This is a genomic window from Rhodococcus sp. 06-221-2, assembly GCF_002258365.1.
Taxonomy (GTDB): domain Bacteria; phylum Actinomycetota; class Actinomycetes; order Mycobacteriales; family Mycobacteriaceae; genus Rhodococcoides; species Rhodococcoides fascians.
In genome coordinates this window covers 13,872-38,688 of the sequence record NZ_NOYJ01000029.1, presented here as the reverse complement: position 1 = coordinate 38,688, position 24,817 = coordinate 13,872, and the positions used below count along the sequence as shown (strand labels likewise).

Annotated in this window: 21 protein-coding genes; 14 read left to right on the top strand and 7 right to left on the bottom strand. The window is 61.3% G+C overall.

Annotated elements, in window-relative coordinates; translation table 11 throughout:
• The first annotated feature begins 67 nt into the window (after positions 1-67).
• From CH281_RS14970 to CH281_RS14960, 3 genes are all read left to right on the top strand, one after another.
• Positions 68-1,021, top strand: a complete 954-nt coding sequence (locus CH281_RS14970) for a LysR family transcriptional regulator (RefSeq protein ID WP_094694817.1) — start codon at positions 68-70, stop codon at positions 1,019-1,021.
• A gap of 230 nt (positions 1,022-1,251) precedes the next feature.
• On the top strand, positions 1,252-2,223 hold the full coding sequence (locus tag CH281_RS14965; protein ID WP_094694691.1) for a putative oxygenase MesX: 972 nt from the start codon (positions 1,252-1,254) through the stop codon (positions 2,221-2,223).
• A 26-nt stretch (positions 2,224-2,249) separates the two neighbouring features.
• The gene (locus CH281_RS14960) at positions 2,250-3,278 is read left to right on the top strand and encodes a methionine synthase (protein WP_094694689.1); all 1,029 of its coding nucleotides are present in this window, start codon (positions 2,250-2,252) and stop codon (positions 3,276-3,278) included.
• Positions 3,279-3,352: 74 nt separating this feature from the next.
• On the opposite strand, the gene CH281_RS14955 is transcribed toward CH281_RS14960, so the two are convergent.
• Entirely contained in the window at positions 3,353-4,951 is a 1,599-nt protein-coding gene (locus CH281_RS14955; RefSeq protein WP_094694687.1) for an MFS transporter, read from the bottom strand.
• A 98-nt stretch (positions 4,952-5,049) separates the two neighbouring features.
• Here CH281_RS14955 and CH281_RS14950 point away from each other — a divergent pair, with 98 nt between their 5' ends.
• Positions 5,050-5,589, top strand: a complete 540-nt coding sequence (locus CH281_RS14950) for a TetR/AcrR family transcriptional regulator (protein ID WP_032393227.1) — start codon at positions 5,050-5,052, stop codon at positions 5,587-5,589.
• Positions 5,590-5,933: 344 nt separating this feature from the next.
• Here the strand turns inward: CH281_RS14950 and CH281_RS14940 are convergent, their stop codons facing one another.
• Positions 5,934-6,869 (bottom strand): LysR family transcriptional regulator, encoded by a 936-nt coding sequence (locus CH281_RS14940; RefSeq protein WP_256983579.1) that lies wholly within the window; start codon positions 6,867-6,869, stop codon positions 5,934-5,936.
• Positions 6,870-6,895: 26 nt separating this feature from the next.
• On the opposite strand from CH281_RS14940, the gene CH281_RS14935 reads away from it, so the two are divergent.
• The 3 genes from CH281_RS14935 (at position 6,896) to CH281_RS14925 (ending at position 9,746) form a co-directional block, all read left to right on the top strand.
• Positions 6,896-7,924 carry a nitronate monooxygenase gene (locus CH281_RS14935; RefSeq protein WP_094694683.1) on the top strand — a complete coding sequence of 343 codons (1,029 nt, stop codon included), beginning with the start codon at positions 6,896-6,898 and terminating at the stop codon, positions 7,922-7,924.
• 95 nt (positions 7,925-8,019) lie between these two features.
• A complete protein-coding gene (locus CH281_RS14930) occupies positions 8,020-8,460 on the top strand; it encodes an RrF2 family transcriptional regulator (protein ID WP_048319493.1) in 441 nt (146 codons plus the stop codon).
• A 41-nt stretch (positions 8,461-8,501) separates the two neighbouring features.
• On the top strand, positions 8,502-9,746 hold the full coding sequence (locus CH281_RS14925) for a globin domain-containing protein (RefSeq protein ID WP_057473790.1): 1,245 nt from the start codon (positions 8,502-8,504) through the stop codon (positions 9,744-9,746).
• A gap of 28 nt (positions 9,747-9,774) precedes the next feature.
• On the opposite strand, the gene CH281_RS14920 is transcribed toward CH281_RS14925, so the two are convergent.
• Together CH281_RS14920 and CH281_RS14915 are read right to left on the bottom strand one after the other, a co-directional pair.
• On the bottom strand, positions 9,775-10,410 hold the full coding sequence (locus CH281_RS14920) for a hypothetical protein (protein WP_200937324.1): 636 nt from the start codon (positions 10,408-10,410) through the stop codon (positions 9,775-9,777).
• 134 nt (positions 10,411-10,544) lie between these two features.
• On the bottom strand, positions 10,545-11,981 hold the full coding sequence (locus CH281_RS14915) for an MDR family MFS transporter (RefSeq protein ID WP_094694681.1): 1,437 nt from the start codon (positions 11,979-11,981) through the stop codon (positions 10,545-10,547).
• A gap of 86 nt (positions 11,982-12,067) precedes the next feature.
• Here CH281_RS14915 and CH281_RS14910 point away from each other — a divergent pair, with 86 nt between their 5' ends.
• Positions 12,068-12,718: a TetR/AcrR family transcriptional regulator gene (locus tag CH281_RS14910; RefSeq protein ID WP_256983578.1), complete on the top strand. Its 651-nt coding sequence runs from the start codon at positions 12,068-12,070 to the stop codon at positions 12,716-12,718.
• Between the two features lie 30 nt (positions 12,719-12,748).
• Here CH281_RS14910 and CH281_RS26905 read toward each other — a convergent pair whose 3' ends face one another.
• A complete protein-coding gene (locus CH281_RS26905; RefSeq protein ID WP_155289472.1) occupies positions 12,749-12,892 on the bottom strand; it encodes a hypothetical protein in 144 nt (47 codons plus the stop codon).
• A gap of 211 nt (positions 12,893-13,103) precedes the next feature.
• Here CH281_RS26905 and CH281_RS14905 point away from each other — a divergent pair, with 211 nt between their 5' ends.
• A complete protein-coding gene (locus CH281_RS14905) occupies positions 13,104-13,961 on the top strand; it encodes a MerR family transcriptional regulator (protein ID WP_032385625.1) in 858 nt (285 codons plus the stop codon).
• A gap of 53 nt (positions 13,962-14,014) precedes the next feature.
• On the opposite strand, the gene CH281_RS14900 is transcribed toward CH281_RS14905, so the two are convergent.
• Positions 14,015-15,178 carry an epoxide hydrolase family protein gene (locus CH281_RS14900; protein WP_094694677.1) on the bottom strand — a complete coding sequence of 388 codons (1,164 nt, stop codon included), beginning with the start codon at positions 15,176-15,178 and terminating at the stop codon, positions 14,015-14,017.
• A gap of 299 nt (positions 15,179-15,477) precedes the next feature.
• On the opposite strand from CH281_RS14900, the gene CH281_RS14895 reads away from it, so the two are divergent.
• From CH281_RS14895 to phnA, 3 genes are read left to right on the top strand one after another with little or no spacing between them, the layout of a single operon-like run.
• Positions 15,478-16,869 (top strand): cation:dicarboxylate symporter family transporter, encoded by a 1,392-nt coding sequence (locus CH281_RS14895; RefSeq protein WP_179274201.1) that lies wholly within the window; start codon positions 15,478-15,480, stop codon positions 16,867-16,869.
• Positions 16,866-17,795: a LysR family transcriptional regulator gene (locus CH281_RS14890; protein ID WP_094694672.1), complete on the top strand. Its 930-nt coding sequence runs from the start codon at positions 16,866-16,868 to the stop codon at positions 17,793-17,795. Before CH281_RS14895 ends, CH281_RS14890 begins: the two co-directional genes overlap by 4 nt.
• On the top strand, positions 17,792-19,150 hold the full coding sequence (phnA, locus tag CH281_RS14885; protein WP_094694670.1) for a phosphonoacetate hydrolase: 1,359 nt from the start codon (positions 17,792-17,794) through the stop codon (positions 19,148-19,150). Before CH281_RS14890 ends, phnA begins: the two co-directional genes overlap by 4 nt.
• A 184-nt stretch (positions 19,151-19,334) precedes the next feature.
• Here the strand turns inward: phnA and CH281_RS14880 are convergent, their stop codons facing one another.
• Entirely contained in the window at positions 19,335-21,074 is a 1,740-nt protein-coding gene (locus CH281_RS14880; protein ID WP_057473798.1) for an amidohydrolase, read from the bottom strand.
• Positions 21,075-21,370: 296 nt separating this feature from the next.
• On the opposite strand from CH281_RS14880, the gene CH281_RS14875 reads away from it, so the two are divergent.
• Both CH281_RS14875 and CH281_RS14870 read left to right on the top strand, forming a co-directional pair.
• The gene (locus CH281_RS14875; RefSeq protein WP_094694668.1) at positions 21,371-22,945 is read left to right on the top strand and encodes an amidohydrolase; all 1,575 of its coding nucleotides are present in this window, start codon (positions 21,371-21,373) and stop codon (positions 22,943-22,945) included.
• A gap of 802 nt (positions 22,946-23,747) precedes the next feature.
• Positions 23,748-24,806: a sugar ABC transporter substrate-binding protein gene (locus tag CH281_RS14870; protein ID WP_143544817.1), complete on the top strand. Its 1,059-nt coding sequence runs from the start codon at positions 23,748-23,750 to the stop codon at positions 24,804-24,806.
• The last annotated feature ends 11 nt before the right edge of the window (positions 24,807-24,817 follow it).

The following is a 24,817-nucleotide window of genomic DNA, read 5'->3' as shown; positions in this document are numbered from 1 at the left end:
TCGCTGGATCGAGCCCGCTTTCGACGGCTCGGGTGCGGAGAGATGAACAAGTGCGATGATTTCTGTCATGGCACGGGACGTCACGGGCACGGTGCGAGGCATTACCCTTCAGCAGTTGCGCTACTTCGTAGAAGTGGCCGCCGAGGGGTCCATCAGTGCCGCGGCGGACTTGCTCTACATCGCGCAACCGACCATGTCGGCCGCATTGAAAGACCTGGAACGTCGCGTGGGTCGGACCCTCTTCGTTCGCTCGACCCGTGGGGTGACACTCACGGAGGATGGAACCGAATTTCTCGGCTACGCGCGCCAGGTGGTCGAGCAATCAGAACTCTTGGAACAGCGGTACCTCGGCCGCGGGCCCGCTCGCCGACTCTTGGCCGTCTCGACTCAGCACTACTCATTCGTCGTCGACGCTTTCGTCCGCATGGTGAAAGCCTCTGAGGCTCCGGAGTATTCGTTCAGTCTTCGAGAGACCCGTACGTGGGAAATCATCGAGGATGTCCGCACGCTCCGCAGTGAACTCGGTGTCCTCTATCGCAACGAGTTCAATGCAAGCGTGATCGACAAGCTGATTCGCGAAGCGGGTCTTGTTTTCACGCCGCTGTTTCTGGCATCGCCGCATATTTTCATCGCTCGCACGAATCCCCTGGCGGGGCGAAAGAGTGTGGAGCAGAGTGATCTCGAAGAATTTCCGCGTCTCACGTTCGACCAGGGCGCGAACAATTCCTTCTACCTCTCCGAAGAAATACTCTCCACCCGTTCGTCCAAACAAGAAATCCGGGTGAGCGATCGTGCCACCATCTTCAACCTCATGATCGGTCTGGGCGGATACACGATCTCCACCGGCATTGTCTCGGATGATCTCGATCCGTCCATCGTCGCTGTTCCGCTCGATGTCGACGATCGCATCGAGATCGGTTGGATCGGTCATGCCTCGGTGTCTTTGACCGTCCAGGCTCAGCGCTTCGTGGCGGAGATGCGCGACGTCGTGTCTGGTTTCGGCGTCGACTTATTGACATAGCCATTGCCTATGGCCAGCCATAATCGAGAGTGATTAGGCTATGTCGACTGGTCGATTTAGGCTGATGCTCAGGCCGCTTCGGACAGCTGCCTCCCGGTTCTATGGACCTGAGAAATCGGCCCGACCATCGAGTAACTCGGTCGAAGTGTTGCGAGGGCTCAGGCAGTGAACCCGTGTGGTGACGCGTTCGTCACCACATTCACCGCACGTGATTGGGGTTACTAATCAGCATGAGGAACGACTGCACTTTCAGCATCAGCACGACGCGCTTCGGCGAGGATTACACCCCGTCGACGAACTCGCGTCGCACGACCAACTTTGCGAATCTTGCACGCGGCGAGGATGGTCGACAGAACTTGCGTAACGCGGTGACGATGATGAACACCCGTCTCAACGAGGTGGTTCACTGGGACAATCCACGTGGTGACCGCTACGCACTCGAACTCGACATCATCTCGGTGGATCTGCAACTAGTATCCGTCGGGGCCGACGCCGCATTTCCGGTAATCGAAATTCTCGATGTCGGAATAGTCGATACCACTACCGGCACCCGCACAGAGGGCATCGTCGGAAACAACTTCTCCTCATACATTCGCGACCACGATTTCGTTGTTCAGCTCCCGAAGCACCGAGCGACGGGAATTCCGAACGACTTCGGCGATGTACATGGTCAGGTCTTTCAGCGTTTTGTCGATTCGCCCGAGTACCGTGAACGGTTCTCGCAACCACCTGTCATCTGTATCAGTGTGTCGACTTCCAGTACCTACCGTCGCCTCACGAATCATCACCCGGTCCTCGGGCTCGAATACGGGGCAGAGGACACCTCGATCACCGATCAGTACTTCGGAAAAATGGGTCTCGGGGTTCGCTACTTCATGCCCAAGGGATCCGTCGCTCCCTTGGCGTTCTACCACTGCGGTGACTTGCTCAACGACTATTCGGTCCTGGCACTCGCGGGCACGATCGCGACGATGGAGACTTTCCAAAAAATCTATCGGCCTGAAATCTACAACGCGAATACTGCTGCCTCGGAGGTCTACCAGCCGAGTCTCGACAACGAAAACTATTCACTTCCGCAGGTGAGCTACGACCGTGTCGAGCGCAATCGACTTGCGACGACACAGGCAGAGTTCGCCGACGTGAATCTGATGCAACCGTATGGGTCAGTCCTGAAGCGGTGGGCTACCGATCGATGCGCCTGACCGAGCGAGACCGAAAGGTATAAGAGATGTTCCCACTCCTGCCCACCTCGATCGTCGGAAGCCTACCCAAGCCCTCGTGGCTCTGTGAGCCGAAGAAGCTCTGGTCGCCGTGGAAATTACCAGACGACGAACTGCGCGAAGGAAGACTCGACGCTCAGGCGCTCGCAGCTGATGAGCAGCGTCGTGCCGGTCTCGACATCATCAGCGATGGTGAACAAACGCGTCAGCACTTCGTGACCACGTTCATCGAGCATCTCGAGGGTGTCGACTTCGATCGACGCGAAACTGTGCGAATTCGGGACCGATACGATGCGAGCGTTCCGACGGTTGTCGGTGCGGTGAGCCGCGAACAATCAGTGTTTGCCGCAGATGCGACGCGCCTTCGAGCAGTGACCGACCAGCCGATCAAATGGGCACTGCCTGGCCCTATGACAATGATCGACACGCTCTACGACGACCATTACAAGAGTCGCGAGAAGCTGGCATGGGAGTTCGCGACTCTTCTGAACCAAGAGGCAAAAGACTTGGAAGCGGTAGGCGTCGACATCATTCAGATCGACGAGCCCGCATTCAACGTGTTTTTCGACGAGCTCGAAGACTGGGGAATCGCGACACTCGAGCGTGCAATCGAAGGGCTGAATTGCGAAACAGCCGTACACATCTGTTACGGCTACGGCATCAAAGCCAACACCGACTGGAAGGCAACTCTCGGGGCCGAGTGGCGCCAGTACGAACGGTCATTCCCACTGTTGCAACAGTCTTCGATCGACATCGTGTCACTGGAGAGTCACAATTCGCGCGTACCTATCGACTTGATCGAACTGCTTCGAGGTAAGAAGGTCATGCTGGGTGCGATCGATGTAGCAAGCGACACCGTCGAGACTGTCGAAGAAGTCGCTGAAACCCTCAGTCGCGCACTTCCGTTCGTCGACGCAGACAAGCTCTACCCAAGTACGAATTGCGGTATGGCGCCACTCGACCGACGCGTCGCACGAGACAAGATGGTCGCGCTCACCGCTGGCGCGGAACTCCTGCGACGTCAATTGTCCAAGTAGCTCTCTGCCGGACTCGAAGTTGTGGATGGATTTCGGCCGGATTCCGTCCACAACTTCGAGTTCGACCGACGGTGTCAGGTTGCCCGGTTGGTTTCGTGTACCTCGATGTCGGCGTGATCACCGGAGCCGTCGCGTTGGCCTGCTGGGATCTTCCGCATGATCAGCCAGGAGGCGCCGCCTGCGACGACCATCAAGCATGCGGCGATACCAGACGTGATGGTCACGCCACTGGTGAAGGCGTCTGCAGCCGAGTCGAGCAATCCACTGGCCTGTTCGGCCGGCAGTCGGTCCGCTACGGCTTGGGCACCGCCGAGGGTTTCTCGCGCCGCGGAAGTGTCGAAACCGGCGTTCTCGGGCGTGACGACATTGGCACGGTACTGCGCCAACAGGATTGCACCGAGCACGGACGTACCGGTGACGGCACCGAGCTCGTAGGCCGTCTCGGAAATAGCGGCCGCGGCACCGGCCTTTTCCGGGGGAGCTGTGGACAAGATCATGTCGTTCGAGATGGTCTCTGCGACTCCGATACCTGCTCCGAGGGCCGCGAACGCCGCGACGAAGGACCACACCGATGTCGGCTCGGCGAACACCGCGATCGTTGCGTATCCGAACGCCGCCAACATCATTCCGCCCGAGATGATCATGGCAGGCCGCAGCATTCGTGCCAGTACGACTGCCAGGAGGCCTGCGGTGATCATCGCCAGAATGCCGGGCAGCAAGCGGAGCCCAGCTTGCATCGGGCTCAACCCGACGACGAGCTGAAGGTGTTGCGATACGAAATACAAGAATCCGACGAGCGCGAATATCGCGAGCAGGTTGACCAACACTGCGCCGGCGAAGGCAGGCACGGTGAACATGCGAACATCGAGCATCGGGTCGGGTCGGCGGAGCTGCCTGCGTACGAACATCCAGACTGCCAGTGCTCCGATCAGCGCGGGTAGCGCCGTGCCGAACAAGCTTCCTCCACTTGCCAAATCCTTGATTGCATAGACGATCGGGGTCATGGCGAGTAGGGACAGGGCGATGCTGATGCCGTCGATACGCGCAGGATCGGGGTCCTTCGATTCGGGTACCAGAACCGGTGCCAGTATCAGCAACGGCACCAGGAGTGGAATCGCGAACAAGAACACCGAACCCCACCAGAAGTGCTCCAACAAGAATCCGCCGACGACAGGTCCCATAGCCGCACCCGCTCCGATGGAGGCCGACCAGATCGCGATCGCCAGACGGCGTTCGGAGCGATCGGTGAACAGATTGCGCAATAGAGACAGGGTCGCGGGCATCAAGGTGGCACCGAAAAAGCCGAGGCCGGCACGTGCGGCTATCAACATCTCGGGCGTCTGCGAGTAGGCCGCAACAACGGATACCGCTGCGAAGCCGGTCGCGCCGATGAGCAGTAAGCGTCGTCGTCCGATTCGGTCGCCCAGGCTACCCATCGCGACGAGCAGCCCTGCCAAGACGAGGGGGTAGGCGTCGATGATCCAGAGTTGTTGTGCGCCGGATGGTTCGAGAGTTTCGGCGATCGAAGGTAAAGCGAAGGACAGCACTGTGTTGTCGATCGCGATGATCAACACGGGCAGCATCAGGACAGCGAGCGCGCACCATTGGCGAACCCCCGCCGTTCTGTCGTGCGAGAGGTGGCCCGGAGTGGGCGGACTTGTGAGTTCAGGCATGTGCCGTCTTCCGATGAGGTTGGGCGGGACTTCGTTACTGTACCAACCAGACGGTGCAGTAACGAAGCCGAAGCCGCGTTCGCCCGTAAACTCGCCCTGTGCCTCCTCCTCCTGTAGCGCGTGACAAGTCGTTGAACGCTTTCGTCAAGCTCGTGCTGGAGCAGGGGGAGAAGGCGGCGACCCTCGATGCGGTTGCCGCTGCTGCCGGGATCTCGAAGGGCGGCTTGATGTACCACTTCCCCAGCAAGGAAGCCTTGGTGGAGGGTTTGATGCGTGTCGTGGAGGAGCTCGCGGCCGAGGATGTTCGACGGATGAGGGAGCATCCAGAGGGCCCAGCGGATTACCACATACGCACATCGACGTTCCACGACACTGCTGTCGATCGTGCCGTGGTTGCCACGATGCGGCTGAGCCAGGGTGCGAACGAGGTTGCGCAGCAGACCCTGGAGCGAATCCGGCAATCCTGGTTGGATGCGTTGAACGAGCAGATCGCTGATCCGGCGGTCGCAGAAGCGGTCCTTCTGATGGGCGACGGCCTCTACTTCGCCGCAGCATCGGCCGGAACGGACCACCGATCGCCCGACCACATCGAGGCGTTGGTAGGCGTTGTACACAGGCTCATCGACTCTCGTCCCTGAAGGAGCCACGTGGCTCATCGCCCGACGCTGCATTCACACCGTGCTCGCAGTGCTGGGTGGTGACTTCAGAAGGGCGTCCCTCCCGCTTGCGGGGCGAACGCTGCCCGATGCACGCCATGAATGTGGACAAGCACTGATCGGGTCGAATTCCGCAGCACCCCTGACCGCCGTCTATGGATTGGGGCAGATGCTAGGACCGCTGATGGTCGCGCCGGTCATCGGCGATGGCTACCGAGTTGCATTCACCATTGCGTTCGTCGTACTCGCCTGTGCTACCGCGCTTTCCGTGATCATCGCACGGAAAACCCTTCCCCGGAGATCAGACTGGAAGGCGGTCGGTCAGTTCAAGCATTTTGCCAATCGGTGAAAGCAACGTCGAGAAACCAACGAACGGCTCGTGGCGGCATCGGTCCATCACGCCACGCCAGCCGCACCTGGGTCGGCGGTGCGCCGTCGATAGGGAGAAACCGTAGTCCGGGGTGAGAGATCCGTCGTGCGGCCAGTTCCGGAACAATGCCGATTCCGCGTCCAGCAGCGATATTCTCGAGCCACTCCTCGAAATTTCGGCAGGTGATCACCACTCGCGGTACACCGTTTTCGGCAACCGGAATGGAGTCGGCTGTTGTGGAACCGGACAGCGTGTTGACCACCAATGGACCGGGTGGGAGCGAGTCCCACCGCACCTCGGTGGCATCACCGAAGGAAGGGTTCGACCGGCTCACCGCAAGAATTCGTCGTTCGGTGCCGACCTGACGAGTCACCGTGCCGGCGGTCAAATGATGTGGGCAACTTCGGTAGAGCGCCACATCGACGTGGCGCGCATCCAGAGCTGCGAGAGGGTCGTCGACGCGGCGCACGTCCACGTCCGCGGCGTATTGACGTACGAGAGAGGCACGCGTGGCAGCGAACCATCCGTCGGGGAGCAACCATGCAAAGCCCAACCGCACGACCGGGTGGTCGTCGAGATCTGCGATCAGTGAATCCACCTCTCCCAGGATTCTGCGTGCACGCCCCAGCACGACCAATCCGTCCTCGGTCAGTTCGGCAGTACGGGACTCGATCAATCGACGCCCGCAACGCTGTTCGAGTTGACGAACCGAACGCGTCAGTGTCGGCTGCGAAACGCGCAGTTCGGCGGCTGCGGCGGTGTGAGTGCCACAGTCCGCCAGAGCGACCAACGCGCGCAGGTGTCTCAGCTCGACCTCCATACGTCCAGCGTATATCCACCGGTGCTCGGCGTATTGGCCTGCTGCGCCGATGGCTCCTACTCTCGGACTCACTGCCCCACCCTTCACTAGGAGTTTCGATGTTTCGTTACGAGTCGTTGCAGGTGCCTATCGTCGGAGCGCCGATGGCGGGAGGCCCGACGACGCCTGACTTGGTTGCAGCAGTATGGAATTCAGGTGGACTGGGGTTCCTTGCCGCGGGTTATCTCACCCCGGAAAGGTTGACCGCGGACATCGTTGCCGTTCGCGGTGCTGGCACACAAACGTTCGGGGTCAATCTGTTCGTCCCCGAGGACGGGCAGGTTGTCGACACTGAGGACATTGCGCGGTATCGCGCGCTGCTCCAGCCCTACGCCGATGATCTCGGCGTCGAACTCCCCGCCGACAGCACCCTTGCCGAGAATATCGACGACTACTGGGAGGAGAAGCTCGACATCGTCGTGGCCGAAGCCATCCCGGTCGTGTCGTTCACCTTCGGGTGCCCGAGTGCCGACATCATCGCCCGCCTGCACGACGCCGGGAGCGCCGTCACCGTCACCGTCACCGATGAAGAGGACGCGCGCGCGGCGGTCGATGCAGGTGCCGACTCCCTGTGCGTGCAAGGCCCCGATGCCGGCGGGCACCGCTCGACCTTTCGCATCGATGCCGAGAGTTCGGACATTGCCCTCGACGAGTTGATTCCTGCGATACGCCGAGCAGTGTCGGTTCCCCTCGTGGCGGCTGGCGGGATCACCACCGCGTCCGATGTCCGTCGAGTCCTGGGCTACGGGGCAGTGGCGGCTCAGGTCGGAACCGCCCTGCTCCGGTCGCCGGAAGCCGGGACGAAGCCTGCCCACGCCGCCGCCTTGGTCGATCCTCGGTTCACCGAAACGGTGGTCACTCGAGCCTTCAGCGGCCGTCCCGCCCGAGCCTTGCGCAACAAGTTCGTCGATCGGTTCGATACAGGATCGTCACGCCAGTACCCCGCCGTGAACACGCTGACCGGCGGCATCCGCAAGGCCGCAGCGAACGACCCTCACGGCATCAACCTGTGGGCCGGTGCCGGGCACCGCAGCGCTTCCGCTGACCCGGCAGCGCGAATTATCGAAGAATTGGCCTCGGAGTTGTGAGGAATGTCCAGGTGTAAAAACCGCACGGATCGTGGTGTTTGAACCCACGCTCCAAAACCCGCATCGGGTGTACGGGATTGAGTACCGTCGTAGACATGCAACTGACTCGCTTCAGCGATCTGGCCCTACGGGCGATGATGTTGCTGGCAGCCGCCGGCCCGGACGGCCCACGGATGACCACCGGAGCCATTGCAGTTCGAGTCAACGCGTCGGAACACCATGTAGCGAAAGCGATTACACGCTTGGTCGGATTGGGCTGCGTCCGTGCGCAGCGCGGCCGCACCGGTGGGCTCTTCCTCACCGACACGGGCCGATCGATATCGGTTGGCCACCTGATCCGTCAGCTCGAAGGCGATCGCGAAGTCGTCGAGTGCGTAGGGGACCAGCCCTGCCCACTTCTTGCCGCTTGCCGATTGCGGCATGCCCTGGCCGTCGCCAAAGAAGCGTTCTATGGCGAACTCGACCGCTACACGATCGACGATCTAGCCGCGTCCCCGACCATTCCACTCGCAATGGTCGCTTTTCCCTCACCCTGACCTGCCATTTCGACGTCGGCGGTCCATTGGAAGGAATACCTGTGTCCACGTTCGGTCCCCTCACTGTCGAGCACGAGCTCCAACCCGATCACGTCGACGTCGTCAGAGCGACGTTGCCGTTGGTGGGTGCCAATATCGACGCCATCACAACAAACTTCTATGCGCGCATGTTCGCCGCACGACCGGAGCTGCTGCGATATCTGTTCAACCGCGGGAATCAGGCACAGGGAGCGCAGCAACGAGCTCTGGCCGCGTCGATCGCGACGTACGCCACTCATCTGGTGGACCCGACGCTGCCGCACCCGGACGAAATGCTGTCCCGGATCGGACACAAGCACGCATCTCTCGGAATTACCGCCGACCAGTACTCGATCGTGTACGAGCACCTCTTCGCTGCGATCGTCGACGTACTCGGTGCCGAGACAGTGACGACTAAAGTCGCGGAAGCCTGGGACCGGGTGTATTGGATGATGGCCGACACTCTCGTCGATCTCGAGAACCGCCTTTACGAGAGCGCGGGAGTGGTTGCGGGACAGGTCTTTCACCGCGGAATCGTCACTACGCGCACCGAAGATCCGTCCGGGGTAAAGGTGATCGGTGTGACCGGCGACTGGCCGGAGCTTCGAAAAGAGCACCCGGGTGGGTACGTCTCGGTCGGAGTGACTCTGCCCGACGGCGCGCGACAGATCCGCCAGTACAGCCTCATCTCCGGCAGTGACACAGGCGAATTGACGTTCGCCGTCAAGCCTGTCGTCGCCAGCGGTGGCTGCCCGGCAGGTGAAGTGTCGAACTGGATCTCGAGCACGCTACGCCCGGGAGACCTGGTCGACATCAGCATCCCGTTCGGTGATCTGCCGACAGCCGACATCTCTGCGGGGCCCGCCGTATTGATCTCGGCCGGCATCGGCATCACGCCGATGAACGGGATCCTCGAACACCTCGTTCTGGCGGACAGTCGATCCGAGGTGCTGGTTGTCCACGCAGACCGTACCCCCGTCAGCCATCCGCTTCGGACGCGTCAGCGACAACTGGTCGACGCCTTGCCGAACGCCGTCCTCGAACTCTGGTACGAGGAGCCCGGCGATGTGGCCGATGCACACCATGGGCGGTTGGATCTCACTCTTGTCGACCTTCCGCAGGGTGCGACGTTCTTCGTCTGCGGCGGTATCGGTTTCGTGCGGGCCGTCACTTCGCAACTCGTCGACTGTGGGGTCGACAAGTCGCGTGTCCATTGCGAACTGTTCGCCCCGGACGAGTGGTTGCTCGGCGCAAGCGTCGGCCGGTAGCCGCGCCGGCGTCCCGGGCTACCTTCGGTCAAAGTCCGTACTTGCCGTCGGCCCAGTACGGTCGCACAGTAACGCTGCGCCTTGCCAAGCCGAGCCCCTCGATGAGTGCTTTCCTGTGGCGTTGGATCGATTGGGCGTGGCCGAGCAGCCAGGCTCCACTGATATGCCCGAGGTCCCCGGCGACGATGGCGGCCTCCAGCCATGACTGCAGTGCGTCACCGGGTGCGTCGGTTGCGGGCACGAAGCGATACTTCGGCCATCGGATTGCCAAGTAGGGGAGAGCTTTCGCTCTCACTTCGATGACTATGTCGGCCACTGGGTTGTCCTGGCCGTAGGCATCGAGCGTGCCGAGAGAGCACGAGTCACCGAGACACAGGCGTCGGGTTCCATTCCTGAACGACGAACGGTGCCTGCCCGCCAGCAGGGTCATGTCGTCGCCGGGCCGCAGCCGGCTGATCCATGCGGCTCCCGGTCCCGATGGCGTGGTGTCCACGAGGATTCCGATGCGTTCCAACTCTTGGCTGTTGTTTACCGTTCGGACGGTGTAGCGGCGTCCGAGAGTGGGGGTCACTCGAAACTGGATCTCGTGGCCCGGGTGCCACCCGCCCGGTGGCGCGTCCGCAGCCAGCTGTAGTTCGATGAAGCCGGGGGCCGGAGCACTCACGTCGAGCACGCGAGCCCGTCGACCCAACGCCGATTGTGCCAAATTTCCTATGAATGCTGGTGATTGGGGCACGGGGGTCCTCGAATCGACTGGGTGCGCCGATGCTTCGTGGCGCGGGGTTGGTTGACGGGTTTTCACTCGACCGACGCAGAAGGTGCCGGTTCGTTGCTTGTTTCGGCTGCCGGCAGAAAGAAGGCGATGATTAGGGGGATAGCACTCAAACCTATTGTCCACCAGAAGCTATGGGCGAAGGCCGCGAGCTGGCCGGCCTGAGTCGTGGCACCGTTGAGCAGATTTTGGAGGATGATGGCGATGACTGCGACGCCGAAGGGCGCCCCAACACGTTGGACCACGCTGAATGCAGCACTGCCTCTCGGCGCTTCGTCGTGACCGAGGCTCGCGAAGGCGAGGGTCATCACCGGGAACGTTGCGGCACCGAAACCGATACCCTGCAAAACCTGGCCGGCCAGCATCAACGCAGTCCCGCCTTCCGCACCCGCGAGAGCGAACGGCAGGATCCCGATCATCGTCATGAGCACCCCTGCGGCGACGACGATCCGGGCGTCCACGGCGGCAGCGAGTCTGCGTAGGACGAGGAAGAACAACATCGTTCCGAGCCCCTGCGGGATGAGCAACAATCCGGTGGCGAGCACCGACTCGCCACGGACCTGCTGATAGAAGAGCGGCAGCAAGAACATGACGGCATACACCGAAAATCCGCTGACGAAAGTGACGATGCTGGTCAAGCCGAAACTGCGTCGCGTGAACAACCGGACGTCCAGCAGCGCCGGGCGTCGGGCGTGCAGGGAGTGGAACGTGAATGCTGCCAGTAGTGCAATCCCGCCCGCGATGGGCGACCACGCCGCGACGGCGAGGAATCCCCCGTGTTCGGGTGCCTGACTGATGCCATAGGCGATGGCGACAATTGCTGGGGTGAGGAGAGCGAAACCGAGAGAATCGAACCGATGATGACGGCTGCCCGAAGTGGCGGGGAGAACCCACGGTCCCAGTGCGAGCGCAGCGAGGCAGAAGGGGACGTTCACGAAAAAGAGCCAATGCCAGTGCAGTGACTGCAGAATCAGCCCTCCGAGAACCGATCCGAGGATGGGCGCGAGTTGGGCAGGCAGTGCCACTGCGATCATCGCGCGACCGATTCGCGGTTTACCCGCCGCGCGCGTGAGGATCGAGATCGTGATGGGGAGAACCATGCCTCCGCCGATTCCTTGAAGCACTCGGAATCCGATGAGCGCCGGCAGCGAGTCGACCACTCCGCAGAGGATCGAGCCGGCCAAGAACGTTCCGACCGCAACCATCCACGCATTTCGCGAACCGATTCTCTCGGAGAACCATCCGCTGACGGGTATGACCGCGACGAACGCGAGTAGGTATGCGGTTGTCACCCATTGGGTTTGCGCCACCGATGCGCCGAAAGCCGTATGCAGGTGATCGAGAGCGATATTGACGATCGTGGTGTCGAGAAGCGTCGTGAAGGCACCGAGGACCAGTACCAGGCTGATGGCATTCAGTCTGCGGTCGGTTACCGCAGCAGAAGGGGGAGAGAAAGTTGTCATGCAGCTAAACTAGACGGTTCAGTTTAGTAGCGCAAGACTGTACGGTACAGTTCACTTCGCAGGCCGATTCGAAGGAGATGACGCGGGTGAACGACAGCAAGGCTACGAAGCCGGTCCGTGAAGGATCCCCACTCAAGCGCGCGGCGATCGTCGCCGCAGCGCGCGAGCTTTTCGTCCAGCAAGGAGTCGATCGCGTCAGCATGGATGCCGTTGCGTCCAGTGCGAAGGTGTCCAAAGCGACTGTCTACGAATACTTCGGCGACAAACGCCGCCTTTTCCTGGCCATACTCGCCGATGTTTCGCAGTCCCTACTGACGACAGTGCAGGTCACGCTCGACAAGCATCTGTCGGACACGGCGCTCATCACGACCGTGCCGCAGTTGCAGCAGACGCTCACCGAGGTTGCCATCGACTTGGGGCAATCTGTTGTCGGTTCGGCTGACTACAGCGACGGATTCGCACTCGTCGCACAAGAACGACTGCGTACGCCATCGACCGAAGACGACATCGCAACGGACGCCGTTGTTCTGGCCCTCGCCGAGCGTCTCGGGCATTTCGTGGACGTTGGGTTGGTAGAGACCGACCGTCCAGAATTGGCGGCAGAGCATTTCTTCGCATTGACTGTTCTGTTGGCATTCGACCGACACCCCGGCCCAGCCAATCGCGACGCTCAGGGCATTCGCCAGACAATGATCGACGGTGTGCACGCCTTCGTTCGTGCGTATTCCCCGCGCTAGAGACCGTTGCTGTCCAGTCGGGTCCAGTCGTCAGATGGAAACGCCGTGGCGGCGATCTCCGAGAACGCGTTCGGCCACAAGGGCTTCCATGGCGGCCGAGAAGGGCTCATGTCTGCCCTCCGTGACGACAACATCGCCTGTGTGATCCGAGTCGTTGTTCGTAGTCGAGGTCATTGTCGGGCATCTCCATCTCGTTCGGTGTTCTCCACAGGATCGACGAAGACGTATGGATGCGCAAGAAAGTTTGCTGTTTGCGCAAAGAGGGGAGGCGATGTGAGACTTCGGTGCGGCGTTGCCCGACGCGCGAAATCAGGTGGCGAGTTGCACCTTCCGTAGGGTCATGTGGTGCAGTGAGCATATTCCGCCCAATGAGGAAGGCTCGCACATGTTCTCGTCCTTCATCCCGCCGCGCCAAGTCACGATCGGGGCAGCCGCCGCCTTCGTCGGCACCACTCCGCGAGCGATTCGCCACTATCACCAGATGGGTCTGTTGCCGGAGCCCGAGCGGGGCAGCGACGACCGCCGCCGCTACGGCTACGACGAGATGATTCGGCTGATGTGGATCCGCCGAATGGCGGACGCCGGCATTGCCCTCGACGATATCCGCGACGCGTTGGCCGACGCGTCCGGCACCTCCGACAGCGACGTCGCGCGCATCCTTGATCGGCTCGAAGGGGTCATCGTCGCCCGGCAGGCCGAACTCGAGCGGCAACGGACCGCCGTGCAGCGCATGCGTGCGCGGGGGAGCAGGTTGGGCCTGCTCTCCGATGTGGTGAGTGAGCGCCTCGTCGACTTGCCCCAGGGAGCGGTGCGGCAAGACGACCTGGACACCCTGCTCGTGACCGAGCGGATCTTCGGCGAGCTCGGCGCGTCGGTCCAGGCATCGCGTGTCATCGCCCTGGCCACCCACCTGGACTTGCGAGAGTATTCCGACCGAGTCGACGCCGCTGAAGGGGCGCTCGACGACTCGGTCTCCGTCGACGACCCCCGCGTGGCGGAGGTCGCGGCCGAACGGCACGCCTTCGAGACCGCCCTCCATGCGGTCATCGAGAGCTCCGGCCTGGCGCAGGCCGACGACGCCCGGTTCGACGCCTGGGACGAGTCGCACCCCGCTCCCGCCGACGCCGGTCCGGCGTGCGGGTCGACGAGCCTCACCGAGGCCGTCCGGATGATGCCGTACGACTTCTCTCCTGCACGCCTGCGGTGCATGGAATTGGCCCTGGAACTCGACGAACCCCGGTAGCGCTTCGGGAATCAGGTGATGGGCGCAGAGGAATTCAGGTGTGTTGGGGCGCTCTACGCAAGGGCTGCGCGATACGGTCGGAAGAACTCGCGTAGTTCTCGAGCGTACAGCTCGGGCTCCACGAACGGAGCGAAGTGCCCACCGCGCGGAAGTTCTCTTACACGAACGACATTCGCGACGCGGTCGAGCCACGCGCGGGGCGGATTCGTGAAGAGGTCACCCGAAAAGAACGAGAACCCCGACGGCACCTCGACGCGGCGGGCGTGCTGCTCCGAGGGAATGGACGCGTTGGCGTTGTACATACGCATCGACGAGCCGATGGTCTCGGTGAGCCAGTAGAGGGTGACGTTCATGAGGATCTCGTCCTTGGTGAAATTGCGCTCGATGTCACCGTCGCCGTCGGTCCACCCTCGCAGCTTCTCGACGATCCATGCGGCCAACCCGGCCGGGGAGTCGGTCAACCCGACGGCAGCGGTCTGCGGTTTCGTGCGGTGCATCGCAGCGTATGCACCCTCTGTACTGCCCCACGCGGCGGACCTGTCGAGAAAGTCCTGCTCCTGCGGTGACAGTTCGGCGCGGTCGCCGGTGAACACGGGCAGTCCCGCATCCATACGGTGGACGGCCACGACAGAGTCGGGGTGATCGAGTGCCAGGTAGCGGCTCACGGCGCTTCCGATGTCGCCTCCGGCAGCCCCATAACGGGTGTACCCCAGAATGTGCATCAGCTCGGCCCAAAGACCGGCAACCGCAATCGAATTCAAAGGGGTGCCTGCCGGTGTATCCGAATAGCCGTAACCTGGCATGTCGGGCACGATGACGTCGAATGCATCGGCGGGGTCGGCACCGTGTGCGCCCGGATCGGTCAGTAGCGACACCACTTTCGAGTAGCGCCAGAACGAGTCCGGCCATCCATGGCTGAGCACCACGGGAAGAACCGGGCCCACAGGTGCCACTGCCCGCGCGTGCACGAAGTGGATGCCCAGATCGCCGACGTCGACCCGGAATCGAGGATGCTTCGACAGGGCAGACTCCTGCACTCCCCAGTCGAATTCGTCGGCCCAGTATTCGACGAGTTCACGAAGGTAACCGACGTCGACACCGAGTGACCACCCAGCATCGGCAGGACTGTCCGGCCACCGTGTTGCGCGAAGTCGTGTTCTCAGGTCATCCAGCGCCGCAGCAAGAGTCGTCGAAACGAATGGTTCGGGACGCGTCATGAAGGGGAGTCTACGTCCTGATGTGGCCGGGGTCAGGGGAGTCGGTGGGACCACGTGGTCACGTCCGCCGCTGTGCCAGAGTCAGTTTCGTCGCTACAGAGCTTCGGCCACTACCGATCGATTCGATACCGAAGGGGTCGAAGTCCTCGGCCATCCAGTTCGGCGATAGGGGCCCATCGGGTCGTCGGTAAGATTGGTTGCCCCGTTCACGCTCCGGCCATTGTTCGTTCACTGGTGTGCCCGATTCGGTTCGGACCATGGTCACAGGCGGTACCGAATCGCCACGAGGAGGACTGGCCATGTCATATCCATCGAGCGCGGAACGGGTTGTGGTCGCAGCGCGACGAACCCCGTGGTACCGACATCTGTACATCTGGGTTCTGATCGCCATGGCCCTCGGCACCTCGGTCGGCCTCCTCTGGCCCACGACCGGCAAAGCCCTCAAACCACTGGGCGACGCCTTCGTCAGCCTTCTGACGATGACGCTCGCACCATTGGTGCTGTGCATGGTCGTCGCAGGCATCGGCGCGGTCGCGAATCTCGGTTCGGTCGGAAAGGTCGCTCTGCGGTCGCTTCTCTACTTCGAAGTTGTCACCTCGATCGCACTCGGCCTCGGCCTCCTTGCCGTCAATATGATCGAACCGGGCGCGGGCCTGAACACGGAAGTCGACTCGCTCGAAGTGACCGACAAGGTCGCGGACGGCATCGCCGCCGGCCAGGACCTCTCCTGGTACGACTACATCCTTCAGATCATCCCGTCCAACATCATTGCCAGTTTGGCAGACGGTGCCATCCTCCCGATTCTGTTCTTCGCAATTCTCTTCGGCATCAGCCTCCAGCTGATGGGGGAGCGCGGACGTGACATCGCTCGCGGTGTGGAACGGCTGAGCGAGGCGCTTTTTCAGGTCGTCAGAATCGTGGTGTGGGCGGCACCGGTCGGTGTATTCGGGGCCATGGCCTTCACCGCAGGAAATTTCGGTGCCGCTTCGTTGGGTGCGCTGGCCAAACTGATTGCGACGTTCTATGCCACGTCCCTGGTGTTTGTCGTCGTCGTCCTGGGCGGCATCCTCATGCTGGTCGGCTTGCGGCCGTGGCGAGTGCTGCGTTACTTCAAAGACGAGGTTCTGCTCGCTCTCGGTGCGTCGTCGTCGGAGGTCGCGTTGCCGGGGATCGTGCGCAAACTGGAAAATATCGGCGTCACGAAAGGCACGGCAGGCATCAGTGTCACCGCCGGATACTCCTTCAACCTCGACGGCACGTGTATCTACCTGACTTTGACGACGGTATTCATAGCTCAAGCACTCGGCATCGACCTTTCGTTGGGCCAACAGGTAATCCTGCTCTTGGTGATGCTGTTGGCCTCCAAGGGAACTGCGGGGGTCACCGGCGGGGGATTCGTCATGCTCACCACCAGTGTTTCCGCGACGAACCTGATACCGGTGGCCGGTGTCATGCTGGTGTTCGGGGTCGACAGGTTCATGTCCGAGTGCCGCGCGGTGGTGAATTCGCTCGGCAATGCGGTGGCGGGCATCGTCGTCGCCCGCTGGCAGGGTGAAATCGAGCCGGACAAGGTGCACGCGATCATGGCCGGACACCAGCCGGGCTTCGTGCTCGAATCAAACAAGGTGACAAAGGATTTCGACACCACGGCACTCGTGCCGGATCCACAACCTGTCCCCTCGGCACGATGACGCTCACCAGTCTGCAACGGCTACGAGTGTACGTGGGCATCGTGGATGCCGGCAGCGTATCCGCTGGGGCGCGCGCTCTGGGCATCACCCAATCCACGGCGTCGACACAGCTGCGGCAGCTCGAAGTCGAAGTGGGATCACTGCTCATCGAACGAACCGGCCGGCACTTCGCGCCGACCGAGGCAGGCAACGTCCTGCTCGCACACGCCCGTCGCCTGATCGTTGTCGCCGACGAGGCTGTGGACGATTTGGCCAAGATGAGCCTGCGGCCGTTGACCGGGGCCCTCGTCGTAGGGGCGACGACGACAACCACCGAGGGCTCTTTCCTTCCCGCTACGTTGCGAAAATTCACAGCTGCCTACCCGGAGGTCACTCTCGATCTGCGGGTGGAGAACTCGACCACATTGCTACGCAAAGTGTTCGACGGTGATGTCGGAGTGGCAATTCTCGCCGACGAGGTGGACAGCCCTTTGCTCACCGTCGTGCCACTCGCGCCGGAGGAACAAACAGTCATCGTCTCCCGTGCGCACCCGTTGGCAGGGTTGTCGGGTGATTCTCGAACCCTGCGGGGCTCGGTTGTCCTCTTGCGTGAAGAGGGATCTGCAACAAGGCGATTCCAGGAATCGCTGCTGGAAAGTTGGAAAATCCCACTTGTTCGCACATGGACTCTGGCGAGTACCGGTGCGATCGTATCCGCAGTGGCGGAAGGTTTGGGTATGTCCTTCCTGCCGCGAGTGGCATGCCAAGATGCGTTGGCGTCGAACAGGATTGCCGAGCTGAACCTGGACCCGCTGCCATCGCCCCGGCCGGTCTCTCTGATACATCGTAACGACCGCCACCTGAGCCGAGCCGAAGAGCATTTCCTCGCTCTCGTCGCCGACGGCATTCCCACCACGACACATTCACAACAAGGAGTTACACCATGAAGTCCCGTACGTTCAGCGTCAATTCCCGTACCTACGTCCTGCCGGAGGCGCCGGTGGTGGTGATCTGCATCGACGGCAGTGAGCCCGACTATCACGTCGAGGCGATGAAGGCCGGACTGATGCCGTGGCTGAGCAACATCCTCGATGGTGAGTCGAGTTCGTGGCCCGCGCACTGCGCTATGCCGGCGTTGACCAACCCGAACAACATCTCCATCGCCACCGGACATCCCCCCAAGGTGCACGGAATCAGCGGCAACTACATCTACGACACCGCGACCGGCGAAGAAGTACTCATGAATGACAAGCGGTTTCTCCGGGCACCCACCGTCTTCGCAGCAGCCAACGACGCCGGCCTCGACGTCGTGGTGGTCACCGCGAAAGACAAGCTACGACGCCTGCTCGGTGCCGGGCTCGTCGAAGAGGGACCAAGCATGAACGGCAGCGGGACATTCGAAATGCCGTCCCGGACCGGCATCTGCTTCTCGGCGGAGAAGGCCGATCAGGCAACTATCGCCGACAATGGAATCGACGACGTCCTCGAACTGGTCGGAAAGCCCTTGCCGCAGGTGTATTCGGCGGACCTCTCGGAATTCGCGCTCGCCGCCGGAGTCGAGATCCTCGAATCCCGTGGTGCGGACCTGATGTATCTGACGTTGACCGACTACATCCAGCACAAGCACGCCCCCGGGACCGACGTCGCAAACGCCTTCTACGCGATGATCGATTCCTATGCAGCGCGACTCGACGCGTTGGGAGCAGTTGTCGTGCTGACTGCCGACCACGGAATGAGTGCAAAGACCGACGCCGACGGTGTCACGCGTGTGGTCTATGTAGAGGACGAGGTGCGTCGCATTCTCGGAGTCGCTCCGACAGATGCCAATAGCGAGGGCGCAGAGGGCATTCGCGTGATCCTCCCGATCACCGACCCGTACACGGTGCACCACGGGGCACTCGGTTCGTTCGCCAGCATCTACCTGCCGGCCGACGCGGACAGGAATTTTGTCATCGAACAACTGCGGAAATTGGACGGGGTGCAGGCAGTCCACACCCGAGATGAAGCTGTGGAGATCTACCACCAGCCGGCGGACCGGATCGGAGACATCATTCTGCTCGCCGAAGCCGGGACAGCGGTGGGTCGATACGCTGACTGGCACGATCTCAGCGGATTGGACGCACCGCTCCGCTCGCATGGAGCGCTGGGTGAACTGCAAATCCCATTCATCATCAACCGCCGATTGCCGCAGCCCGAGCAACTGGACGAGCCCTACGGCGAGCCGGCGGTGGTGCACAACTACGACGCGTTCTGGATAGCAACAACATTGGTTGCCGAAGCAGAGGCTCTCGCCGCCGGCTGAGCAGCAGGCAAGCAACGACTCGAGGACCTCGTTAGGCCGATCACGCCGAGTGCAGAGTCTCGGAGGCGCCCCGTCGGACACGTCATGCCCGACGGGGCGAACCAGCATCCGGCCATGGCCCGTCCCGCCGAGTTCATGCCGGGTTGAGCGCTGGCCTCAACTTCGACAACCCCGGGCTCTATTGTCAAGCAGTGTAGACAGTTTCGCCATCGATCAAGGTGCGTAATATTCTACGGTCGAGCAGCGATTCGACGTCCTCATCACTCGGCCATTCACCCTCGAGCACTGCCAAGTCGGCGCGTTGCCCGACAGCCAGCGTCCCGCGCCACAGTTCCGCACGGTCTCGGATGGCTGCACCGCCGGTCAACAGCGCAAGGGCGTCCACGGTGGTTATGCCTTCGTGGTCCTCTGCCGGCACAGGGCCTTCCCAGCAATGGGCACGTGTCACAGCATTGACAACTGCGGGGCGCCAGTCGGGCGGTACCACTGGAGCGTCCGAGGTAATCCCCGGACGAACGCCGGCGTGAAGGGTCGATTTGATCGGCTCCGTACGCAAAATTCGATCTTTGGCAAGAAATCGCACGAAGGTGCCCATGATCACAGGATTGAAGCACGCACCAATTCCATTGGCAGCCAGCGTTTCCCATCCGCTGGGGTACAACTCGGTGGTATGAATGAGGTAGTGCCGCAACGGGCTGTTCGGAGCAATTTCGGCGATGGTGTCGATAACGGTTTCGACTGTTTGATCGCCGATTGCGTGAATGGCGACTTGAAGTCCGGCCTCGTCGACGATCTTGATGATCTCGCGCAGCTCTGCGACCTTGTCGACATCGGTGTCGCCGGTTATTACCATGTGTCCGCAGTGATGCCCTGGAGGGTTCTGCTCGTGAACGGGGTCTTTGTGCCAAGTGGTGCCGTTCTGCGGTGTGCCGTCCGCGAAAACCTTGACGCCGGCGATCGTCAACCTTCGTGGGTCGACGTCGCGGTCCTCGTAGCGATGGGCGAGACCCGCGTCCAGGTGAAATTTCACGTCTGCGGCGTTGGCTCCACCTGTTCCATTGGGCAGGACCAGTACTGAAATTCGCATAGTCAAGTCACCGGCCTCGGCAAGGTCGGCCAGCGCGTCCAATGCCTCGACCGAACCCGATCCGTCCAACAGTGCCCGATGGCCAGGACCGAGACCAGGTTCGGTAAGGGCCGTGATTCCGAGTGCGTGCAGATCGGCCTGGCCCGCGCGGTAGGCATCGAGTAGCTGTTCTCTCGGCACTGGTGGAACCACTGCGATCAACAATGAAATCGCTGAGTCGGTGAGAAACCCTTCCGGGTTCCCGTCAGCGTCGCGTTCGATGACACCGCCGGCCGGGTCGGGTGTGTCGGCGGTGATACCTGCGAGCGAGAGAGCAATGCTATTCGCCGTGAGCGAATGACCGCTCCAGTCGAAAAGTACGACGGGGGTGCCGGCGATGCCGTTGACCGTAAGGACGCTGTCGATGTCGGACGCAGTCAGCTTACGGCCGAGGGTGAGGGCGTCCCAGCCGTGCCCGCGAATCCAGCCGCTTTCATCGATCCGGTCCGCGGTCAGGAAGCCGGCCAGCTGATCGACATTGGTAAAGATGTCGGTACCCAGTTTTACATAGGTGTGGCTTGTGACCGAGTAGGCCGTGAAGTGCAGGTGACCGTCATTGATTCCGGGAATCACAGTATTGCCGTTCAGTTCGACGACCTGCGTATCTGGCCCGATCAGATCTTCCGCGGCGGTTCCGAGCGCGACGATATTGCCTTGCCTGATCGCAATTGCGCGAGGCCGTTCTCCCCGCCAAGGCTGAGTTACGCGATCGCCCGGCTTCCAATCGGACAGATCGAGCACGGGGCCACCCCGTAGCACTGTATCGGCGTAAGCAACTTCGGTCACGAGTGCAGTCATAGGTACATAGTGCGCTCGTCGTCACCGGCGTCAAGCGAGAGAGTTCACTGATCGGACCGTCTGGCGAATAAGTCGATCGGTTCGCTCACCGAAACAATCGGGCCAGTATTTCGTGCCAGGCGTGCAACGTGGCAGCGGTATGGTTCGTGAAATGTGCGAGTGAACGCGATCGAATAACGAAGTGGTAAAGCGTAATTCGGGCGAGACGGTTGGATTTGTACGTCATGAGCCCTAGCTGTGCACAACTGCGAATCGACACCCGACTGCCATGAACGAAATGAACGGGAGAAGTTTTTATGCAGAAGGCTTACGTGAATGCGGCCGTATACACGGGGCAGTCACCCGCATCTTGGGCTTCGGTTATTCTCGAAAGCGAGGGCAAGATATCGGCTGTCGGTGACTCGGCTTCACTGGCGGAGGAAATCTCCGAGGCATACGAGGTCATCGACTTGGGTGGACGTATGGTCATGCCGGGAATTCATGATGCCCATACCCACTTGGTCAGTGGTCTGAATCGCTGGGAAGTAGCGCTGCCGCACGGCGCGGGAGAGGCCGAAATTTTGGACGCCCTTCGCAGCTGGAACGGGCCGAGACCTGTTGATCGTCAGGGTAACCGGTGGCTGATCGGTGGACGGTATTGGCCTGATTCGTTCGGTGACAAGGGCCCTGACCGTGCCTTCCTTGATCGCGAATTCCCGGACGAGCCCGTTGTTCTCCACGACAGATCGGCGCACAATGTGTTGGTCAATTCCTGTGCGCTGAGGCTTGCGGGCATCGACGACGGAACACCGGATACCGAAAACGGTGAAGTCATCAGAGATGCAACGGGTCGGTTGACGGGTGAGCTTTACGAACAGGCCCGTTGGCCGGTGTTTCGTGCGCTTGGCACACATGCAGACAGTGTCATGTCGCAAGCAATTCGCTACGCCCGCGATCTGAACCACAGGTACGGGGTGACCTCTGTACAGGATGCCTCGTCAACGGAGCAGCTGCTCAGGGTGATGAGCCAGCTCGACTCCGCCGACGAACTGCAGCTTCACGTGGCAGCGCATCTTGTTTGGCGGGAAGAGTCCTTCGGAATGGCCGGGCTTGATGTCCTCGATCATATGATCGATCATCACGAAGATTTCGCGTCGAACCACGTCGACACCCGCTTCGTGAAGTTCTGGCTCGACGGGTCACCGATTCCGCCTTACTGGACTCAATCGTGCATTCACGACGATGGCACTGTCGATGAGGAGAACCTACTGATCCCGCAGGATGAAATGAATGCTGCCATGGTGCGGTTCGACGCTGCGGGACTGATGGTCAAGGTGCATTGCGGCGGCGAAGGAGCCATCCGGCGAGCGCTCGACGCCGTGGAACATGCTCGTTCCGTCAATGGACCTGATGGACCCCGGCATGAATTGGCGCACTGCTGCCTGGTCCACAAAGACGATTTCGAGCGTTTCGCGGCGCTACGAGTGGGTGCCGAGATGTCGCCCGCCGTATGGCATCTTCCGGAGCACGGGGTCAGTCACCTGTACGAATTCGACTCGGTGGCACGAGCTGGAGCAGAGATGACCTTCGGCACAGACTGGAGTATCGCCGCCTCGCCGAATCTATTTCCAGCGCTGCAGGGTGCCATCGAACACGGAGAACAGTCGATCGACCTCGCGAGGGGGTTGGCGGCGATGACGATAAATGGGGCCCATGCAGTGGGACGGAGCGAGCACCGTGGCACCATCGAAGTCGGCAAGGATGCCGACTTCATCGTGCTCGACCGCAACTTGTTCGACATCCCGACCAGCTCGATCGGCGGGACACAAGTGCTTCGCACGGTCTTCGCTGGACGTACCGTATACGAAGCCGAAGCCGAAGCCGAAGCCTAGGTTGGAGTCGATGTCCCGACAAGAACTACGGCGTGGTCAATTTCCGTGCGCAGTCACAGGATTTCGGCGATAGACCTGCTTTTGTACTGTCCCACGTCGTGACGGGGACGTGTTGTTCGTAGTCCCGGAGCACGACTTCTCTTCGAGCAGGTGCGTCCAACGAACAGGGTCACGTGGGTCGTTGCGGCCTTCCCGTTGGGCTGTAACGCAGCGCGCACATGGCTCTACGGTCATCGAATTCACCTCGGTGTCGTTGTGTGCAAACGGGGTCTGCCGACGAGCACACCGCTCTCACAAGACGCCGGGTGAGGCTCGCGGCCGTAAAGCTGCTTGTGTCGCCAGCTCCACAGCGAGCGGCACCAGGACGCCCGATGACTGCCCATCGACGAGGCGGCAGTACCCGAGAAGTCTGCCGAGCAAAATGCGCCCTCGGCGTAGTCGCACAGAGGGGGTGTTCGCTGTTCTGCCGTCGTGTCGGGGCGCGGTATCCACTGTCGTCCTCCGTTCTTCGGCCCGTCATGGTCGCAAAGATGCGAAAGGTCGGTGTGCCGGCCTCGGATAAAGGCTTGGTCTGCAGGTTCGACTAATCCATCGACGGATTGGAACGAATCGCGGCTGCAGATCCACCTGGCATCGTCATGCGGTCGATCCAAGACCCTGTTCCGGGTTGTTTCGTTCAGCGAAACTTCGCCATAAACCGGTCACGGACACATGTTGTACTCGTCACACCTCGACCGCAGTTTTTTCGCTCAGAGTGACTCGCATACCACCGGAAAACGTTACGGCTCTTTGGAGGAACCAATTGACGAAAACAACCCGCCGCTCTGTAGCCACGATCGTGCCGATCGTCCTCACCGCAGCGTTGGTCTTGGGTGCCTGCGCGTCCAATCCTGGCCCCGAGGGAGACTCGAAATTCACCGTGGGAATCTCGAATCCGCAGGGTGCCCAGCCAATTCTGAAGATGACTCAAGATACGTTCACTTCGGCTGCTGCCCGGGACGGCATCGCGGTGAAGGCCCTCGATGCGCAACTGGATCCCGCGAAGCAGGTAACGGACGTAGACCAGCTCATAGCACAACAGGTCGACCTGATTGTCGTCTATCCGTTGGACGCAAATTCGCTGAAGCCGGCTCTTCAAAGGGCGAACGCCGCGGGCATCAAAGTTGTCGGTTGGGCCGGTCTGGAATCGCCAGAGTCCGATCCAGGAGTCCTCACGTCGAATGTAGATACCGGCGGCAGCTATCGCGGTTCCAAACTGCTGTCCGATTTTGTCAAAGATAAACTGGGCGGCAAGGGAAATGTACTGGGAGTTGGCCTTGGTGTGCCGGTTCCCATCCTCGAGACGATGATGTCACAGTACGAGAAGAACACGACAGAGGGCAGCGCCATCGACTGGCTCGGCCGTGTCGACGACCCTACCGATGATATCGCCGGCGGCCAGAAGGTGGTCGCGACTGCTCTCACGAAGTACCAGAACGATATTCAGGGAATCATGGCTTACAACGATGCGGCCGCGATCGGAGCTGCTGTTGCAGTCAAGGCGGCCGGTCTCGACGATGTGGTGATCGTGGGCCAGAACGGCGACGAGGATGGGATCAAGGCAGTCGAGGACGGTCGTCTCAGCGCGACGATCGACCTGGTCCCGTGGCGCACCGGACTGATACTCGAGTCGATCTCGCGTGCCGTTCTGAACGGACAGGAAGTGCCTGCGTTCGTGGAAAGCCCAACCGAGCTCTATACCGCGGGTAACGCTGGCAATCGTTTGCCGTGGGCCGACGCGGCGGCACAGATCGAGTCGGGTGAAATCACCTGTGCACAAGGCGGCGGTTGCCCGGAAGACGTTGTAAGACTTGCCAACTAGTCTCGAACGCG

Coding starts and splice junctions, on each gene's coding strand:
- CH281_RS14900 (WP_094694677.1), bottom strand. CDS start 15,178: ATGACGCGTCCCGAACCATTCGTTTCGACGACTCTTGCTGCGGCGCTG.
- CH281_RS14905 (WP_032385625.1), top strand. CDS start 13,104: ATGTTCTCGTCCTTCATCCCGCCGCGCCAAGTCACGATCGGGGCAGCC.
- CH281_RS14875 (WP_094694668.1), top strand. CDS start 21,371: ATGCAGAAGGCTTACGTGAATGCGGCCGTATACACGGGGCAGTCACCC.
- CH281_RS14955 (WP_094694687.1), bottom strand. CDS start 4,951: ATGCCTGAACTCACAAGTCCGCCCACTCCGGGCCACCTCTCGCACGAC.
- CH281_RS26905 (WP_155289472.1), bottom strand. CDS start 12,892: ATGACCTCGACTACGAACAACGACTCGGATCACACAGGCGATGTTGTC.
- CH281_RS14915 (WP_094694681.1), bottom strand. CDS start 11,981: ATGACAACTTTCTCTCCCCCTTCTGCTGCGGTAACCGACCGCAGACTG.
- phnA (WP_094694670.1), top strand. CDS start 17,792: ATGAAGTCCCGTACGTTCAGCGTCAATTCCCGTACCTACGTCCTGCCG.
- CH281_RS14965 (WP_094694691.1), top strand. CDS start 1,252: ATGAGGAACGACTGCACTTTCAGCATCAGCACGACGCGCTTCGGCGAG.
- CH281_RS14880 (WP_057473798.1), bottom strand. CDS start 21,074: ATGACTGCACTCGTGACCGAAGTTGCTTACGCCGATACAGTGCTACGG.
- CH281_RS14935 (WP_094694683.1), top strand. CDS start 6,896: ATGTTTCGTTACGAGTCGTTGCAGGTGCCTATCGTCGGAGCGCCGATG.
- CH281_RS14970 (WP_094694817.1), top strand. CDS start 68: ATGGCACGGGACGTCACGGGCACGGTGCGAGGCATTACCCTTCAGCAG.
- CH281_RS14895 (WP_179274201.1), top strand. CDS start 15,478: ATGTCATATCCATCGAGCGCGGAACGGGTTGTGGTCGCAGCGCGACGA.
- CH281_RS14930 (WP_048319493.1), top strand. CDS start 8,020: ATGCAACTGACTCGCTTCAGCGATCTGGCCCTACGGGCGATGATGTTG.
- CH281_RS14890 (WP_094694672.1), top strand. CDS start 16,866: ATGACGCTCACCAGTCTGCAACGGCTACGAGTGTACGTGGGCATCGTG.
- CH281_RS14960 (WP_094694689.1), top strand. CDS start 2,250: ATGTTCCCACTCCTGCCCACCTCGATCGTCGGAAGCCTACCCAAGCCC.